The organism is Paenibacillus thalictri (assembly GCF_004307995.1).
GTDB classification, from domain to species: Bacteria; Bacillota; Bacilli; order Paenibacillales; family NBRC-103111; genus Paenibacillus_AF; species Paenibacillus_AF thalictri.
In genome coordinates, this window is record NZ_SIRE01000001.1 from 65,795 (window position 1) to 83,207 (window position 17,413).

The 17,413-nt window shown below is 51.4% G+C and carries 12 protein-coding genes and 1 pseudogene; all 13 read right to left on the minus strand.

What is annotated here, in order from left to right; genetic code table 11:
- Positions 1-7 precede the first annotated feature (7 nt).
- The 13 genes and pseudogenes from EYB31_RS00230 to EYB31_RS00285 all read right to left on the minus strand — a co-directional run bounded on the left by EYB31_RS00230 (position 8) and on the right by EYB31_RS00285 (position 17,409).
- On the minus strand, positions 8-880 hold the full coding sequence (locus EYB31_RS00230; protein ID WP_131011258.1) for a carbohydrate ABC transporter permease: 873 nt from the start codon (positions 878-880) through the stop codon (positions 8-10).
- Between the two features lie 15 nt (positions 881-895).
- On the minus strand, positions 896-1,852 hold the full coding sequence (locus tag EYB31_RS00235; RefSeq protein ID WP_131011259.1) for an ABC transporter permease: 957 nt from the start codon (positions 1,850-1,852) through the stop codon (positions 896-898).
- A gap of 96 nt (positions 1,853-1,948) precedes the next feature.
- Positions 1,949-3,592 carry an extracellular solute-binding protein gene (locus EYB31_RS00240; protein WP_131011260.1) on the minus strand — a complete coding sequence of 548 codons (1,644 nt, stop codon included), beginning with the start codon at positions 3,590-3,592 and terminating at the stop codon, positions 1,949-1,951.
- A gap of 231 nt (positions 3,593-3,823) precedes the next feature.
- Complete coding sequence (locus EYB31_RS00245) at positions 3,824-6,136, minus strand: helix-turn-helix domain-containing protein (RefSeq protein ID WP_131011261.1); 2,313 nt, start codon at positions 6,134-6,136, stop codon at positions 3,824-3,826.
- A gap of 308 nt (positions 6,137-6,444) precedes the next feature.
- Positions 6,445-7,596 carry a serine hydrolase domain-containing protein gene (locus tag EYB31_RS00250; RefSeq protein WP_131011262.1) on the minus strand — a complete coding sequence of 384 codons (1,152 nt, stop codon included), beginning with the start codon at positions 7,594-7,596 and terminating at the stop codon, positions 6,445-6,447.
- Positions 7,597-7,672: 76 nt separating this feature from the next.
- Positions 7,673-8,374, minus strand: a complete 702-nt coding sequence (locus EYB31_RS41200; protein WP_338119883.1) for a sulfatase/phosphatase domain-containing protein — start codon at positions 8,372-8,374, stop codon at positions 7,673-7,675.
- Between the two features lie 18 nt (positions 8,375-8,392).
- Positions 8,393-8,611: pseudogene (locus EYB31_RS41205) on the minus strand (response regulator); the annotation flags it as partial.
- Between the two features lie 182 nt (positions 8,612-8,793).
- A complete protein-coding gene (locus EYB31_RS00260; RefSeq protein ID WP_131011263.1) occupies positions 8,794-9,663 on the minus strand; it encodes an alpha/beta fold hydrolase in 870 nt (289 codons plus the stop codon).
- A 171-nt stretch (positions 9,664-9,834) separates the two neighbouring features.
- Positions 9,835-12,162, minus strand: a complete 2,328-nt coding sequence (locus EYB31_RS00265; protein ID WP_131011264.1) for an FAD-dependent oxidoreductase — start codon at positions 12,160-12,162, stop codon at positions 9,835-9,837.
- A 23-nt stretch (positions 12,163-12,185) separates the two neighbouring features.
- Positions 12,186-13,727 carry a type 2 periplasmic-binding domain-containing protein gene (locus tag EYB31_RS00270; protein WP_240761973.1) on the minus strand — a complete coding sequence of 514 codons (1,542 nt, stop codon included), beginning with the start codon at positions 13,725-13,727 and terminating at the stop codon, positions 12,186-12,188.
- A gap of 50 nt (positions 13,728-13,777) precedes the next feature.
- Positions 13,778-14,638: a carbohydrate ABC transporter permease gene (locus EYB31_RS00275; protein ID WP_131011265.1), complete on the minus strand. Its 861-nt coding sequence runs from the start codon at positions 14,636-14,638 to the stop codon at positions 13,778-13,780.
- A complete protein-coding gene (locus EYB31_RS00280) occupies positions 14,632-15,540 on the minus strand; it encodes an ABC transporter permease (protein WP_131011266.1) in 909 nt (302 codons plus the stop codon). The genes EYB31_RS00275 and EYB31_RS00280 overlap by 7 nt, the downstream gene beginning before the upstream one ends.
- A gap of 105 nt (positions 15,541-15,645) precedes the next feature.
- Complete coding sequence (locus EYB31_RS00285) at positions 15,646-17,409, minus strand: cache domain-containing sensor histidine kinase (RefSeq protein WP_131011267.1); 1,764 nt, start codon at positions 17,407-17,409, stop codon at positions 15,646-15,648.
- Between the last annotated feature and the right edge of the window lie 4 nt (positions 17,410-17,413).

Sequence of the window (17,413 nt, forward strand, 5' to 3'; positions counted from 1 at the left end):
GATCGTGTTATCCTTTAATCGCGCCAATCAGCGCGCCTTTCACAAAATACTTTTGCAAAAACGGATAAACAAGCAATATCGGAACGGTAGCCACGATAATCGTCGCATATTTCAGCGTAGCCGCCAGCATCGCCATGTCGTCGGCGGACGCCCCCATGCCGCTGGCTTCGCCTTGCAGCAATATTTCGCGCAAAATCAGCTGCAGCGGATACAAGGAACGGTCCTGCAAAAAGATCATCGCATGGAACCAGGAATTCCAATGGCTTACGCCGTAATACAGCAGCATAACCGCAATTACCGGCATGGATAATGGCAGAACGATGCGGAACAAGATGACAAGATCATTGGCCCCGTCGATTTTGGCCGATTCCTCCAGCGCGTCGGGAATCGCCTCAAACGCCGTTTTCATCAAAATCAGGTTAAACGTGTTGATCGCCTGCGGGATAATGAGCGCCCATAACGAATTCGCCAAGCCGACCCCTTTGACCGTCAAATAAAACGGAATCAGCCCGCCGCTGAAAAACATCGTAAATACGATAAACAGCATGATCTGCTTGCGGTATTTCAAGCTTTTGCGGGACAAGGAATAAGCGCCAAGCGAGGTCAGCAAAATGTTGAGCACAAGCCCCACCAGCACGACAAAAAAGGTGTTCCCGTATCCCTTCAGGATCATCGGGTTGGCGAAAACGTTGGAGTAAGCGTCAAGCGAGAAGCCCAGCGGCTTCCACAAAGCGCCTTTGTACGCCATCAGCCGGCTTGCGTCGCTGACGGAAGCAAAAGCGATATAAATAAGCGGATAAATGGTTGCAATCATCAGCGCGATCAAAAACAAACCATTAAACACGTCAAAGCATCTTTCCGAAAATGTCGGCTTGTTCATGCAATGAGCTCCTTTCTACCACAGACTGGTGTCGTTTAATTTGCGGCTTATCCAATTGGATGTGATCAGCAACGTGAAGTTGACAGCCGAATTAAACAAACCGACGGCCGAGCTGAAGCTGTAGTTAAAATCCTGCAAGCCGACCCGGTACACATAAGAGGATACGACATCGGCCGTGTCATAGGTACCCGGATTGTACAGCAAAATGATTTTTTCAAAACCTACATTCATCATTCGCCCCATTTCCAAAATGAGCAATATGACGATCGTAGGCATAATGCCGGGAAGGGTCACGTTCAGCATCTGCTTCCAACGGCCCGCTCCGTCCATCCGCGCCGCTTCGTATTGCTCCGGGTCGATGCCGGTTAACGCCGCCAAATAAATGATCGTACCCCAGCCGATATGCTGCCAGATTCCCGAGGTGACATACACCGTACGGAACCATTCCGGCTCCAGCAACAAAGTGACCCGTTCCCCGCCCATCCACGCAATCAGGCTGTTGATAATCCCATCGCTGGCCGTAAAATCTTTGACAATGCCGCAAATGACGACAAGCGAAATAAAATGCGGCATATAGGTGACGGTTTGCACCGTGCGTTTGAAGATGGAATTTTTCACCTCGTTAAGCAGCAAAGCAAGAATAATCGGGGCGGGGAAACCAAAGATCAGCTCATACACGCTGATCAGAATCGTATTTTTGATCGTCCGCCAAAAGTAAGCGCCGGTGAAAAACGTTTCAAAATGCTCAAAACCGACCCAGTCGCTGCCCCAAATGCCAAGCCGCGGCGAAAAATCTTTAAAAGCGATAATCGCTCCGTACATCGGGGCGTAATGAAATACAACGTAATACAGCAATACCGGCAGCAGCATCAGGTAAAGCAGCTTGTTCTTCCGTATATCGAGCAGCAGCCCCACTTCGAGCCGCTTCTTCTCTGCAAAGGCAGGTGTCGCTTCTTGATTGACCGCGCCCATTATTTTCCACTCCATCCTATCGCGTTCTTAATCCGGGAATGATGCGGGAAGACGCGTCGGACAGGCCGGACGCGTCCTCCAATGACAGCCTTGTTATTAACGTTTGTTGTACCGGTCATAGGCGTTTTGATAAATTTGCACAACTTTATCGCTGCCCATATCTTTGATGCGCTTGACATATTCGTCAAACTTGTCGATCGGCTCCTTGCCCATCACAAATTTGACAAACATTTCTTCCTTGTAGCTGGCAATCGCCGTATTCAGTTTGGCAACTTCCTTGCTTTCCTCTGTGGTCGGAGTAATAAACAAAGGCATTACGTGTTTGTTGGCGTCCGTTTTCTCCCATATTCCCACAGCGTCGTCTTGCTCTTTGAATGTATTGAAGCTTTTGCGCGGATCGCCCAGGAACGGCCCGTTCGGTTTCGTATATTGGGAGATCATCTGTTGCAAGTTGTATTTCGGATCTTTAGTCATTTTATCGCTAAATGCCGGCTTGCCGTTCTGCACGCTGTAACTTTCCCCTTCGATCCCGAAGTTGAAAAGCATGGCGCCCTTCTCGCTGTAGGCGTAGTCCAGCCACTTGACGGCCAGATCGGGATTTTTCGCAGCGGCGGTGACGGCTTTGCTCGCAGGCGGGTTATATTTGAAATCGCGCTGGCCGATAAACGGCCGTTCACCTTGCTTCAAGGTAGGATAAGGCGCCGCGACCAACTGGAATTTCGGGTCCTGCTTTTTCCCGGTTTCCATCCATTTTCCCATGCCGCCGGCCAGCAAACCGACCGTTGCGCCCGAGGCGTTGCTCAGTATTTTACTGTCAATGCTCTTACTGTCGGCATTAAGCGCAAAATCTTTGTCGATCAGCCCTTCGGCATACCATTTGTGCAGCAAAGCAAGCGCGTCCTTGAATTGCGGGTCGATCGGACCGTATTTGATTTTGCCTTGGTCGTCGACGTAATAGCGGTTGGCGGTGTGGTAAGCGCCGATAAAAGCGTCCTGAATATCGAATCCGTTGATGCTGCTATTGACGTATTGCGCCGTAAACGGAGCGGTCGCGCCTTTCTTTTCCTTAAACGCTTTCAAGACGGTATACCATTCGTCGACGGTCGTTGGTACCGGCAATTGCAATTCATCCAGCCAATCCTTGCGAAGCATCGGTCCGCGGAACACCAATCCGTTGTCCGGACGAATCATCGGAAATACGTAATATTTGCCGTCGTCCGTTTTGAGCATTTTGTCCAGCTCTTTGTCCTGTTGCAGCAGCTTTTTCAAATTCGGGGCGTTTTTGTCAATCAGGTCGTTAAGCGGCAAAATCACTTTGTCGGCAATCGCCTTCTGCGGCCCGCCCGGATATTGGCTGTTCCAATCGTATTCGATGACGTCCGGCAAGTTATTGGAGGCGATCAGCAGATTAAACTGCTCTTTCGCTTGGCCGTCGGCCGGGTGGGTGTATTTCACTTTAATTCCCGTTTCCTTCTCCAGTTGCTTGCCAAACGGCGCGTCGGCCAAATTAGGAAAAAACGCCGTCGCATTTGGATTGATCTGCTCCCACGACGATAAGCTCTCGGTCGTGCTTACCGGATATTTGCCCGCATCCGCGGCCGGTTGAACAGGTGCCGACGATTTTGCCGGCGGAGCGGCCGGACTTTCCTTGGAGCTGGAGCAAGCTGACAGCAGCCCGGTTGAAGCGATCATCACGGATACGGCGATGCTGATCGTTTTTGGATTTGAAACTTGTTTCATGGTAGTCCCCCTCACAAATGGTTAGGTCGAATGATTAAGCGTCTGCCTTAGGTGGCTCAGCGGTGTGTCATAGCGTTATTATGGGGCGATATAGGCCGCCAATGAAATCATCAAAATGCAAAATCGATCATCAAAACCTAAAAACCGGCTCATCAAAATCCGCACTGGCCTTATAAAAAGCGGAAAAGCCGCTTAAAGGGCGGCTTTTTGGCATGACACCATGCCTTTATCTCACATAATTTCTTTATATTTGCCGGGGGTAATGCCTTCGTATTTTTTGAAAATCCGGTTGAACGTGTTGATGTCCGCGTACCCGACTTTTTTGGAAATCTCCAAAATCGAAAACGAGGGTTCACCCAGAAGCCGCTTCGCTTCCTCCAGCCGTGTCTTGTTAATGAATTCCAGCAGCGCTTCGCCCGTCTGCGCTTTAAATTGCTTGGACAAATACGAAGGAGTCAGCTTAAACGCTTCGCCGATCATCGTGATGTTCAGATTCTCCGAGCTGTAGTGCTCCTTCACGTAATCGATCACCAGCCGGCTTAGCTGGTTGTAATCGCGGTTGCTGTCCTTTTCGATATATTGGCATACCTGCCGGAGCACTTCCCCAATCTGCACACGCATCTCTTTAATCGTTTCGCAGCGGGTCAGCTGATCCACCGGGTTCACGCTGTCCATGAATTCCCGTTTGTTGCCCGCGCCGATTTCATCCATCGTTTTGAGCAGCGTGCTGATCAGGTCGAACATCAGGCATTTGGCCAGCGAAACGGACAAGGAGGCATCGGATACATTAATATCGATAATTTCGTCAACAAGCGCGTTTGATTTTTCATAATCACCCGTCTTCACATAATTAATCAGCTGCTGTTCCACATGAAGCGGATAATAATAACTCGTGGAACCCTTGTCCGACGCTGCGCTTGGCAAATCCTCATAACGGATAATTTCGCCGCTTCCCATGACCAGACGATATTCCAGCGCCGCCAGCGCTTGTTGATACGCAAGAGGGATTCCCTCCAGCTCCTGGTGAATGGCGCTCTCCGCCACGGTAAGCCGGATGTGGAAATGCTCAAGCATGAACGATTTGACCTGCTGCGAAATGGATTTCAGCCCATCGAGCTCGCTTTCATCGCTGAAATTAACGATACACGCCTGAATATCATCCGTCTCGGTAGCGAAAGCTTGATGTTTGCCGCCGGCGACTTCCTCTACGACATTCCTGATAATAAAATGCACCAGCTTTTCCTGCTGGGGATTCACATACCCGGTTGATTCAAACTTGCCATAACTGTCCACACAAAACAGCAGCACGGCAAAATAAGACGTCGCCAGCCGAATATCATAAGCGGCAAGCGATTCGTGTATCGGCACATCGGTCTCGAGACGGCCCTTCAGCAGTCCTTGCAAAAAATGGGAGCGGATCGCGGGGCGATGCCTTTCCAGCCGCTGGCCGATTCGTTCTTTTTCGTCAAACGTATCGTTTAAAGCCGCCTGCAAATAACCGTACTCATTGGAGCCCTGCTTAAAGGAAATGCCTGATTTGGAGGACAAGCTGCGTATGAGCAGATCGATCGGATTATAATTTTTTCTCAGGAAAATGTAGCTGACAATGCCCCCGATGAGCAGACTGAGCGCCAAGCTGATCGCAATTAGCGACTTCACGTATTGCATCTTCTCGTCAAACAATTCGGCGGGCATCATCGATACGTATTTCCAGCCGTTTCCGGCCGATGTCGTATAATTGACCGCTGTCTTCTCACCGTCCATATCGCCGTAAAACAAGCCGTTTGGGCCGGACAAGCGCTCCTTAATCCACGATTCGGGGATGCGCGTCTTGCTGCTTGCGGCGATTAAGCGGTTCTGTTTATCCAATACGGCTACCGCGGTTTTGTTGGCCGAACTTGTATTCTCCAGCAGCTTGGAATCCTTGATAATAAACAAAATGACTGCGCCCGGCTGCTCCGGGTTATCGAGAATGACCGATTTGGCATACATGACCGCCCTTACGTCATTGCCGTCCTCGCGAAGTGTCACAGGCGCATATTCCTGAATATACCTTTTATCAAAAAAACGCTTCCATTCTTCGTAACTCGTCGAATCCCGCTCGCGGGTCAGGCTGTATAACGCGCGGCTGTCCATCCGGTTCCGCGTCGATACTACGGTGTCGCTGTTTTTGTAATACACGTATATCTGATCAATATAGTCGTTCGCCATCTTGTATACGCGCAGATCGCCTGCGATGCTGACGATATCATAATAATCATTGTCTGTAAGCGGCTGCGATGCCGTAATGAACCCGGACAACCGTTTGCTGAGCGCCATCTCTACGCTCAACCGCTCGATTCCCGCAAGGTTGTTGTCAATCGCCTGTTCCATCTGCTGCAGGAGGGACTCGTTGGCCCTGTTCACTTCCGATTCCACGACATGCCAGGTGGCCGTATAGATGACGCCGCTGATCAGAATCGGAACAAGCAATACGGAGATATAGGAAATGAGCCAATTAATTAGAACGCTGCGGTTATTTAAACGGATTTTACCAAAACTCATATCCGCTGCCTCCGTCCTCCAATAGTTTAAAAACGGGATTCTTCTATTATACACGAATTGGATTGGCTGGCTACTGACTGCTTACTGTTTGCGCGGAATGCGCCATAGGAAATCGGACTCGCAAGGTGAAACCGCGCACCCGGGGTATGTCAATCCGGCCGCCCGTAAACAGCAAAAAACCGCTCTGCTGCAAAGGTTGCCCTTGGCGCAAGAACGGTCTTGCATAGCTAATAGCTGCATATATTTACCGAATTCCGGGGCATTCACCTTGGATGCCAAGGTGCTGCCGCAGCGGCGGCCTCGCCGATTTATTCCAGCGCGCCGTAGATGACGGCATGCAGCCGCGGATGAATGTAAGGCTCCAGGCTGGGCAGCATTTGCTGCATATACACGACGGACAGCTGCTCCTGCGGATCGATTAGCGTCCACGAGCCGGCCAGCCCGGCCCAGCCGAATTCGCCGAGCGTGCCGTTGCTGCCGCCATCCGCGGGATCCCGCAGCACGCGGACGCCGAGCCCGTAGCCGTAGCCCTTTTGCTGCGGCCAGTTATAATCAAGAAGCTGCTGCGGCCCTAGGTGGTTGGTTGCCATCAGCTGCACCGTTTTGCGGCTTAAAATCTGCACGCCGTCGAGTTCGCCGCCTTGCGCCAGCGCTTGCGCGAACCGGCTGTAATCGCCGGTCGTGGACAGCAGGCCGGCTCCGCCGCTCTCGTGCTTGCAGCCCGGCTGATACACAGCGTCCCGCGTCGTGTTTAAGGTCAACGTGCCGTCCTCCGAGCGATCGTACATGCCGCATAGTCTGGCGCGTTTGTCCTCGGAGATACGGAACGCCGTATCGTTCATCCCGAGCGGCTCGAAAATCTCTTTCTGCAAAAACTCGCCGAACGTTTGGCCGGATATCACCTCAATCAGCGCGCCCAGCACATCGTGGCTTAAGCCGTATTTCCAGTGCGTGCCGGGGTCAAACGCCAGCGGAATTGCCGCAAGCGCCTTGGACAAGGCGCGAATGTCCGCCGCATGTGCTTTGCCCATGAGTTCCTGGGTCAGCCGCTCGGTCTCCAAAGCATCCCCGCTGTATGTAAGTCCCGACGTCATCATAAACAAATCTTTTACCCGAATAGGCGAAGATGCCGCAGATACGTTTCTTAAGCCAAATGCGTTGTAACGATACACCTGCGGATTTTTGAACTCCGGCAAATACGCCTCAAGCGGATCGTTCAGCAGAAATTTCCCCTGCTCATACAACTTAAGCGCGGCCACGCAAGTAATCACTTTGGACATCGAATAGATGCGGTAGATCGTATCCGCGGTGATCGGCGTTTTGTGATCCAAGTCCGCGTATCCGAAATGCTCCTGATACACGACCTCGCCATTTTTCACAACCGTACAGGCGCATCCCGGAGCGCCCTTTTCCACCCATTCCTTCAGCATCGGAGTTAAACGCTCATGCAATCGTTTCATCGTTTGATCCGGCTCCCTTCATTATAAAAGCTCCAAGCTGCCGCTCCTGCTGTCCCATGATTTCATGATAACGCATTCACCCGCTAGCAGACAACCAAATTATCAGCTGTACGAGAACGTAAGTTCCCACACTAACACATAGGCAGCCCCAGCCGTTCAAACTGACCGGACCGCGCATATACACATACCGGCCGTCGGTGCAATTGACATGTCCTCCGTGAATGCCAAACAATAACGCATCCCTTACGGGAGCGTCCGATTCAATGACCTCCCGCAGCGGTTGCCCCATAACGTCCTGCGGGATTGGACAATCGAAAAATTCCAGCAGTGTCGGCGCCATATCGATCATTTGCACAAGCGACTGCCGCCGTTCGCCGCGTTTCCCGCTCCGCCGATCCCAAATAAACAGCGAAATATGCGCAATTTCATTATAGAAGGGCTGGCGGTTTTTGCCCCACCAGTCGTGCTCGCCTAGCAGGAACCCCTGGTCGGTGTTGACGATCAGCATCGTATCTTCCCACATGTTCAGCTCGTCCATGAGGTCAAGCAGCTTGCCCAAATAAGCGTCGCACATGCTCACCATTTCGGTTAATCGGATTCGCAGCAAAGAGGTGCCAATATGGATTTGTTCCTTCCTCAGTTGCAGGATCGAATCGATCAGCTCGTCCAATTCCTTCAGAAACAGCTGGGGTTCAATCGTAAATAGCTGTTCCAGCAGCAGTTTGATTTTTTGAATATGCCCCTGCACATCAATCGATCTTTCCAGACGCCTGCCCATTTGCGCAAGCGCATCCTGCAATTCGTGCTCCTTCACCGGCTTCAGAATATATTCGGACACCCCGTAACGCATCACCTGCTGGGCGTATTGGAAATTATCGTAACCGCTGATAATAATAAATTCGATCGGCAAGCCGAAATCGTGCACTTGCTGGATTAACTGCATGCCCGTCTGCTTAGGCATCATAATATCGGTCACGATCAAATTCGGCCAAGCCTCATGGGTCAAATTCCAAGCTTCCTCGCCGTCGTTTCCCTATCGTAATCCTTTTTTTGTGGCAGAGAAAAATATGTAAAAATATGCGGAAGTGCCTATGAAATCAAATCAGCGGTATACTTGCGAACATGCAAAAAAAAGCCTACAACATCTTCATAGACGTTGCAGGCTCCCATCTGCCCAGCGCTTTCTGCTATTTATGTTTAAAAACCATAAACACGATAATAAAAGGTCTTTATTAGCTGCGCTACCGTGCCGCTTTTCTCCTCCAGCATAAAGTGTCCGCCGCACAATAGGTGCGTTTCGACATGCGGGTCCGCTTTGCCATAAAAAGCGGCTCCTTCCAACGTAAAAATAAAATCATTTCTTCCCCATGCCACTAACACCGGCGGTTGATGATCCCGCAAATATTGCTGCCATCTCGGATATTCCTGAACGTTCGTACGGTAGTCATACCCAAGCGCCAGTTGAATTTGTTTATTGCCGTGCCGGTCCAGAAAAAATTGATCCATCGAATAGCCGTCCGGGCTAACGATCAGCGGATTGCACACGCCCGTTACATACTGCTTTTTGGTAAAATCGAAACTCGTCAAAGCGGCAAATTCCGCCTGGTTTTTGGGAGACGGGTCCGCCCAAAGCTTTTTAAATACGTCAAACGGCCGCCCCAAGCCCTCCACGTTTACAACCGCATTTTGAATAACGAATCCGAGTATTCGCGACGGGGCCCGGACGGCCATGCGAAAACCTACGGGTCCGCCATAGCCATGGCAGTAAAGGATACACTTGGATACCTGCAAGCGATCAAGCAATTGTTCAACGATCCGCGATATATGCTCGAAGGTATATAGAAATTCATTTACGCCGGGCATGCCGCTGTTTCCATACCCCGGATAATCGGGAGCTATCACATGATACCGGTCGGCAAGCAAAGGGATAAGTTCCCGGAACATGTGCGAAGAGCTCGGGAATCCGTGCAGCAACACGATCGCCGGCTGCGAAGGATGGCCGGCCTCGCGGTAAAATATGTCCACATTTTCGACCCTCAAACCTTTGTACATTACTGGATGAACCATTGGCATCCCTCCTCACCTGAACCATATGCAAGCATGTGTATTTAATATTCGCCTATTTTCCAATGCGCTTAACATCGCATATCGGTATGCAAATGAAAAATAAGGAGCCCCTGTCAAACAGGAGGCTCCCCTACAACGTTCATATGCATGATGGGTTGTCGGTATGTTGCTTTATTCGTAACAGCGCACCTCGTAGATCGCAGCGGACGGATCGCCGTTTGTCGCCAGGACGGTGATTCTCACCTTATTGGTCGCCACAGGCCGGTCAAACCGGTGCACCCGCTTATGCTGGTAGTTCCCTTCGCAAGCCAGCAACTCCCGCCACTCGCCGTCAACCCAAACGCTGATCGTATAATCTCTGACGCATTGGGGATCGCGGTAAAACGGCTCGTAAGCATGGTATTCCCGCAGCAGATTCCCGGCAAAAGCCAGCTCAACCGTTGAAATGTTGTGTTCCTCTTCCCACGACAGCTCCAGCCATTGCGGCAGCGGATGCGTATCCGGCTCGGACCTCCACAGATTCGTATAACGGTAAGGCCGGGTGTACCCGCTGACCACATTGGCCGCCGAATAACACGGCTGCGGCGGATCGACCTGAACGCTCATCGAGATGCCGTTATCGTAACGCCTCATCTTGCCTCCGCCCATGTCAAAACCGCATACGTGGCCCGGTTCGATTTTCCCGGCGCGATGCCATTCCACGTTTGGGTTCTCGTCCAGATCGAGGCGGATATAGGTGCCCGGCTGCAGTCCCGCTGCGGCGGACAACTCCACCTTCCACTCCACCCATTGGTGAGCTCCCGGAGGAACTTCCAATGTTGCGTGAGCAAGCTGCGGCGCTCCGATCCGGTAATCCCAAATGCTGTCGGCCTGCATGACATACGCCTTCACATATTCCGTTTGCTGCGTATTGTTGCTGACACAAACCTGCAAGCTGTCCAGCTTGCAGGTAGCTACCGCAATCCATTGACCGCGACGTTTCATCAGCAAATCCGTATGCGAAGTTTGCAGCTGCGACAGCCATACGTTTAAGCCTTCGTGGTAGCCGGCCGTATCCGGGCTGATGCCGGCAAACTTGGCTTCGCTGCTCGCCGTAATGGCCGCCGAAAGCGCCAAATCAAGCGGGTCTTCATTTTTGACGTTTGGCAAAAAGCAGTGATCGCGCAGCAGCAGCTGCTGCAGCTCGGCGATGGCCTTCTCCGGCACGTCGGCAGCCGAAATGCCTTTGCTGGCCGCAAGAGCGGCAGCCGTTCCGACCGCTTGGCCCATCACGGCCGTTGTGCCGATGACCCGGACCGTGCCCAAAGCGGCATGGGTGGCGCTGACGTTTCTGCCGGCCATCATCAGATTGTCGACATCTTTGGCGATCAGCATCCGCAGCGGAATACCATATGGACCACAGATGCTTTTGCGCATAAAGTCGCTGACCAAAGCGTACCCTTCAGCAGCGCCGGGCTCGCTTGTTGGGGCCAGCAGGCCGCCGGGAGTGTGCAGATCGATATTCCAGCCGCCAAAGGCTACTTCGTCGGGAAATACCGTATGGTGCAGCGCATCCCGTTCGGTCATCAAATATTGCCCCATAATGCGGCGGCTTTCCCGTTTGCCCGGCACCTGACCGATCCAGTCAAGCGCATAATTAGCGAATATCTCCTTCAGCTTCGGATCTTTATTTTTGATCCAGTCCCACACGCCAAGCGTATGCCGGGTCAGCTGGTGACGAATTTCTTCGTTATCGTAGATCGAATCCCACGGCATCCCGATTTCAATCCACCAATACCCCGAGCGGTATCGATCCGTCAGTCCGGTGTTAAACAACGGACGGCCCATCTTGTAAAAGAAGCTCGCGTCTTCGTAATGGTACGCCCATTCCGGCGCTTTAAACGGCGAAGGACGGCCCATATCGATCGCTTTGAAATGGATGGAGCTGCCCATGACATTGCTGCTGGCCTGCTCGGGAGCGAACATTTCATCAAATTCCGCTCTTGCTTCTTCGCCAAGCCGCCATTCGCATCCGGCCATATCGGCGATAACGCCGTCGCCGGTACAATCGATAAACGTATTTCCATAAACGGTCATTTCAATTTCCGCATTCGCCGTCCGGCAAACAACCGCTTCAATCGAACGTTTGTTCTTCATTTTTGTTTCCTGGACGGAAGTATTCAGATGAAAAGTAAGATTAGGGGTGCTGACGGCCATATCATACATGACCATATCCCATACGCTGTTCGTCCAACCGTTTTCGTTAATAAACTCATGATTGAGCGCCCGCTCTTGAATGAGCAGCTCCGACACGATGCCGCTTTCCCGCGCATAGGCATGGAATGCGGCGGCTCCGTGCGTAGTTACGCGGATTTCCGAGGAGCTGTTGCCCCCGAATACGGGCCGGTCATGGATCAGGCAGGTCGTTGCGCCATGCCTTGCCGCAGCAACGGCGGCGCAAAATCCGGCCAAACCTCCTCCGCACACAACGACGTCATAATGTTCGATCTTCTGTTTCATCGCGGTAACCCTCCTGTTGTTGTTTAGTTGCCGTAACCCATTTGTTTTAACTGCTTCTGGGCCGCATCCAAATATGCTTGATAATTCATCGTTGTTTTCAGCGTATTGGCAAAGCTGTCGTATTCCTGCAAGCTTCTTTTTCCGTAAATGAATTTCGCAAACTCCTCTTCCACATACCGGTCAACGTCGGTTTTGTTAAAACCTTCGGGTAAGGTGACAAAGCCGTTTAACGCCTCAATCCGCGGCTGCTTGTTGTAGAAATCGATATACGGAGCTTGGCTGGCGAATTTGGACTGCAAATATTTAATTTCCGGCCGTCCGGTAAATTGATACAGCCAGGAGTAACCGACCTCTTTGCCCATCAGCTCCGTCGGCACGATTTTGTCGCCCTCCATGTTGTAATGTTTCCCTTTGACGCCGTATTGCACAAGCAGGCCGCCGGTTTGCTGATTGGCAACGTAATTGATCAGATCAAACACCTTTTGCAGTTTGTCCGGATTTTTCTCCAGCGCCTTCGGTATGGAAAAAATATACGGCGAGGTGCCGATATCCCACGTGCCGTTCCATTGCCCGCCCGGTCCTGCCGGAGGGGTCAGCGGGATCCATTCCGCTTTCGGATTGACCGTTTTGATCTGTTCCATAATTTGTTCTTTCGTTAAGTTGGCCCAGTCGATATAAATGATGCCCGCTTGCCCCATGATCGCCTTCTGCTGATGCTGCATGCCGGTATTGCCCAACAGCTCGGGATCAACTACCTTGTCTTGGATCAAACCTTGAATGTAACTTAATGCGTCTTTCATCGCCGGATCAAACAACGAATTGGTCACTTTCCCGTCCTTGACGACAAAGGAACCGGGCATAGCGATGTTAAACGCCCCAAATACGGGCTGGAACGTTTCCAGCTTGGAGCCGGTGATGCCTATCGTATCCTGTTTGCCGTTGCCGTCCGGGTCTTTTTCGGTGAACGCTTTGGCTACGGCCTTCAGCTCCTCCAGATTAGCGGGCGGCTTCAGACCAAGCCGGTCCAGCCAATCCTTGCGAATAAAAAACGATTGCATCGGTTTTTGCTGCGTATGGGAGATCGCGTACAGCTTGCCGTCGATCATGCCGTTTTTGGCGGCGTCCCCGATGAAATCAAGCGCCGGCTTCAGCTTGTCCTTATATTTGTCCAGATCAAGCACAAGATTCTGCTTGACGTATTGGCTCAGCATTTGCCGGTCGACCAGGAACAAATCGGGATAGTTGCCTGCGGTCAGCCTTACGTTCAGCTGGTTTTTGTAATCGTCCAAAGAGGCGTACACCGTCATGTTATAAGACGCCCCCAGCGCCTTGTCCATTTCCTGCTTGATCACGTCTTTGTCCGGCGTCGGCAGGTTGCTTCCCGGCCTGATGATTTCGACCTGAAGTGTTTTTTTGCCGTCGTTCCCCGCTGCTGCAGCGGATTTGTCCCCGTCCGCCGCAGCCGGCCCCTTGCTGCACCCAAACGCCCCCGCAGCCAAAGCGGTAACCAGACCTGCCAACATGATTGATTTCGTTTTCAAATGAACCCCCACTTTCCATGTCATATGATTTTATGTTGAGACCGGACGGATGGCCGGTCTTTCAACCGGCCCCCTCAGCCTTTTACGGCTCCGAGCAGCAATCCCTTGGTAAACTTCCTTTGGATAAACGGATACACGAGAATGATCGGCAGGCTGGCAAGCACCACCGAAGCCATCTGCATCGTCTGCGACGGCACGATATTTTCCGCAGAATCAAGCGGCTGCTGGGTTTGCATCAGAATGTCGCGCACAACCACCTGCAGAGGAAACAATGTGCGATCGGTAACATACATAATCGCTTGAAAAAATTCGTTCCAATGGCCGACCATATAAAACAAACCGACGGTCATCATCACCGGCGTGCTGAGCGGAAGCACGATTTGCCACAGCACCCTTACATCGCCGGCGCCATCAATATTGGCGGCATCAAACAGTTCCTCGGGCAAATTTTCAAAGAAGCTTTTCATCACCAGCACGTTGAAGCTCCAAATGACATTGGGCAAAATCATCGCCCATGCGCTGTCCAGCAGTCCGACCGATTTGACGGTAATGTAAGTCGGAATGATGCCTCCGTTAAAAATCAGCGTAAACACGATCAAAAAAAGAAACGCTTTTCTCCCCGGCAGCTGCTTGCTGCTCAGCGGGTACGCGGTCAGCGCGGTTAGAAGCAGATTCAGCACCGTGCCGACAACGGTAATAAATACCGTGATACCGATCGATTGAACAAGCACCGAATCGCTCAGCAGTTTGGCATAAGCGGTGAAGGTGACCGACCTTGGGATTAAAATAAACCCGCCGTTTTTCAGAACTTCCCCTACCGGAGTAACGGATACGGACAACACATACATCAGCGGAAGAACAACGGAAGCTCCCGAAAGCGCAAGCAGCACATACACGATGGTATTGAAAATTTTATCTTCGATGCCTTTTACCATACGTTCTCCCCCCATCTCTTCGCAAGCGAGTTGGCGAGAACGACAAGCACCAAACCGATAACGGATTTGAACAGCCCAACAGCCGAAGCAAGGCTGAAGTTCATCTGCTGCAGCCCGGTTCGAAACACCCAAGTATCCAAAATATCGGCCACCGGATACACTTGAATGTTGTACAAAATGTAAATCTGCTCAAAACCGGCATCCATAATATGCCCCAGCTTCAACACGACAAGCAAAATAATGACGTTGCGGATACCCGGCAGCGTAATGCTCCAAATCATGCGCAGCCGGCTGGCCCCGTCCACCCTGGCCGCTTCATACAACGTCGCGTCGATGCCGGTAATCGCCGCCAAATAAATGATCGCGTTGTACCCGATGCTTTGCCAAATGTCCGATGCGATGAGGATGCTTCGGAAATACTCCGTCGATGTCAGGAACGGAACCGATTCCCCACCCGCTTCTTTGATAAAATAATTGACGACCCCGGAGTTTTGCGACAACAAAGCGATCAGAATCCCGGAAATGATGACCCAAGACAAAAAATAAGGCATGTACGTAACCGTTTGCACAAAGGATTTAAACCAGCGAACGGCACATTCGTTCAGCAGCAATGCTAACACAATGGGCGGAATCGTCCCAAACACCAGCTTGTACACGCTGATCAGCAGCGTATTGGAGAGAAGCTGCGTGAAATAAGGGGATTCGTAAAAATAAACAAAATGCTTGTACCACGGGTTGGCCCAGCCGCTTCCAACAATGCCGTCCATGATGGAGAAATCTTTGAAAGCGATCACCACGCCGTACATGGGAAAATATCTAAACACGACATAATAGATCATTCCCGGGATCAGAAATAAGTAAAGCATTTTAAACTTCCACAACGTTTTCAAACGGTACTCCATACGTTCACCTCGTAGTCGATCTTGAGCTCACATACATTGTACCAAGATCGGTTGCCGGCAAATATGCACATATGAAGCGATTGTGTACGTTTTCATACTCACTTTTTACGATATTTCCGCGCGCTGGGGAATCGAAATTCTGACAGTGGTGCCGATTTCGGGTGTGCTGCGGATCTTCAAACCATACCGCTCCCCGTAATGCAGCTGTATCCGCTCATTGACATTTTTCAGCCCGATGCTTGTAAATCTCGATGCGACCCGCTGGCTTGGGGTTTCCTGCAGCAGTCTGCGCACGGTCTCCGGCGACATCCCCATCCCGTTATCGTGAATATAGATGTTTACCCGATCCCCGCGCATAAAAGCGCGGAGCGTGACAACTCCGGCCGATTTCCGGCGGGCTAAACCGTGAAATATCGCGTTTTCCACGATTGGCTGCAGCGTCAGCTTCAGGATCGGGCTACTCATAATTTCCGGATCGCACTGCTCGATATACCCTATTTTATCGCCGCTTCGCACATTTTGAATTTGCACATACATCCGCAGCATCTCCAGTTCATCCTTGAGCCGGACGACGGACGAAATGCGGTCAAAGCTGAACGAAAGCAGTCCGACCAGCGACTTGATCGTCTGTACGACCTCCTGCTGCTTGTTAAGCTTGGCCAAACTGCTGACACAAGCCAGCGTGTTGTAAATAAAATGCGGCGCAATTTGGCTTTGCAGCATTTTTAACTCGGTTTCTTTCTTCCGCTCCTCGATTTCCTTGACCTCCTTGATCAGGAAATGAATCCGGTTGATTAGCGCTTTATAGCTGCTGTACAACCTGCCTATTTCGTCCTTGCGTGCGGTCGACAAGGCGAAAGTCGTGGAAAAGTCGCGCAGATGGTCCATCTTCTGCACCAGCGTGCGAATCGGAGAAGTAAAATAACGGCTCATCATATACGTGCAGAACAGCAGGGCAAGCAGCCAGATGACACCCGCCGAGCTGAAGTTTTTGTGAAGTTTTTGCGCCGCCTGATAAAAATAGCTTTCCTCGATAAACAGCACAACGGACCAGCCCAGCCGGTTATAGGCCGATTTTAAGGTGACCAGTTGATCTTTGGCCCCCTGGATATGGCTGACGCCAAACGGCAAATCGCTGACCCTTGTCATAAACTCCGCGGTTAATTGCGGCGGGTAAACGGCCCTTTGAAACAGCAGCATATCGTCTTGAGTGCCGGGAAGATAGACCGGTTGTCCGGTTTTGGTCAGCATGACAAACGTTTGGTGGGAGTTAATGAGCAGAGGCGCAATACGGGTGTACAACAAATTCAGATTGATTTCCAGCACAGCCGCCCCGAGGTATTCGTTGCGTTCGTTAACGATTGCTTTCGTATACGCCACGGTAGGCCCGGCAAGCGGTGAATTGTACAAGCCGCTGACGCTGATCAGGCTTGTATTGGCCCGGGCAAGCTCCGTTAATTGCTGCAAATGGGGATGTCCCATAATATCGTAAAAAGCTTGTTGGTTCGAGTACACCTTCCCGTCGCTCCGGATCAAATACAGCGCTCCGATCAGCGAGCTGTTGGACTTGGCGTAATTGCGCAGCGTTTGCACGCTTTGCGCTTCACTCCCTTCAGCAAACAACTCCTGATTGCTGGACAACATAAGCAGCACGTTGTTGACATTATCGAGATAAGATTCGATCAAGTCGGCCGTGCGGGTCAGCAGCACCTCGGAATCGTGAATCACTTGATCCCTGTACAACCCCTCCGCTTCCCGCAAATTTAAAGTGGCAAGCGAAAAAAACAACACGGCGGTCACTAAAAAAAGAAAGACGAATTGCTTCGTCGCGATGCTCCAGCCCTGAAACCATTCGATGGCTTGTCTCATATGA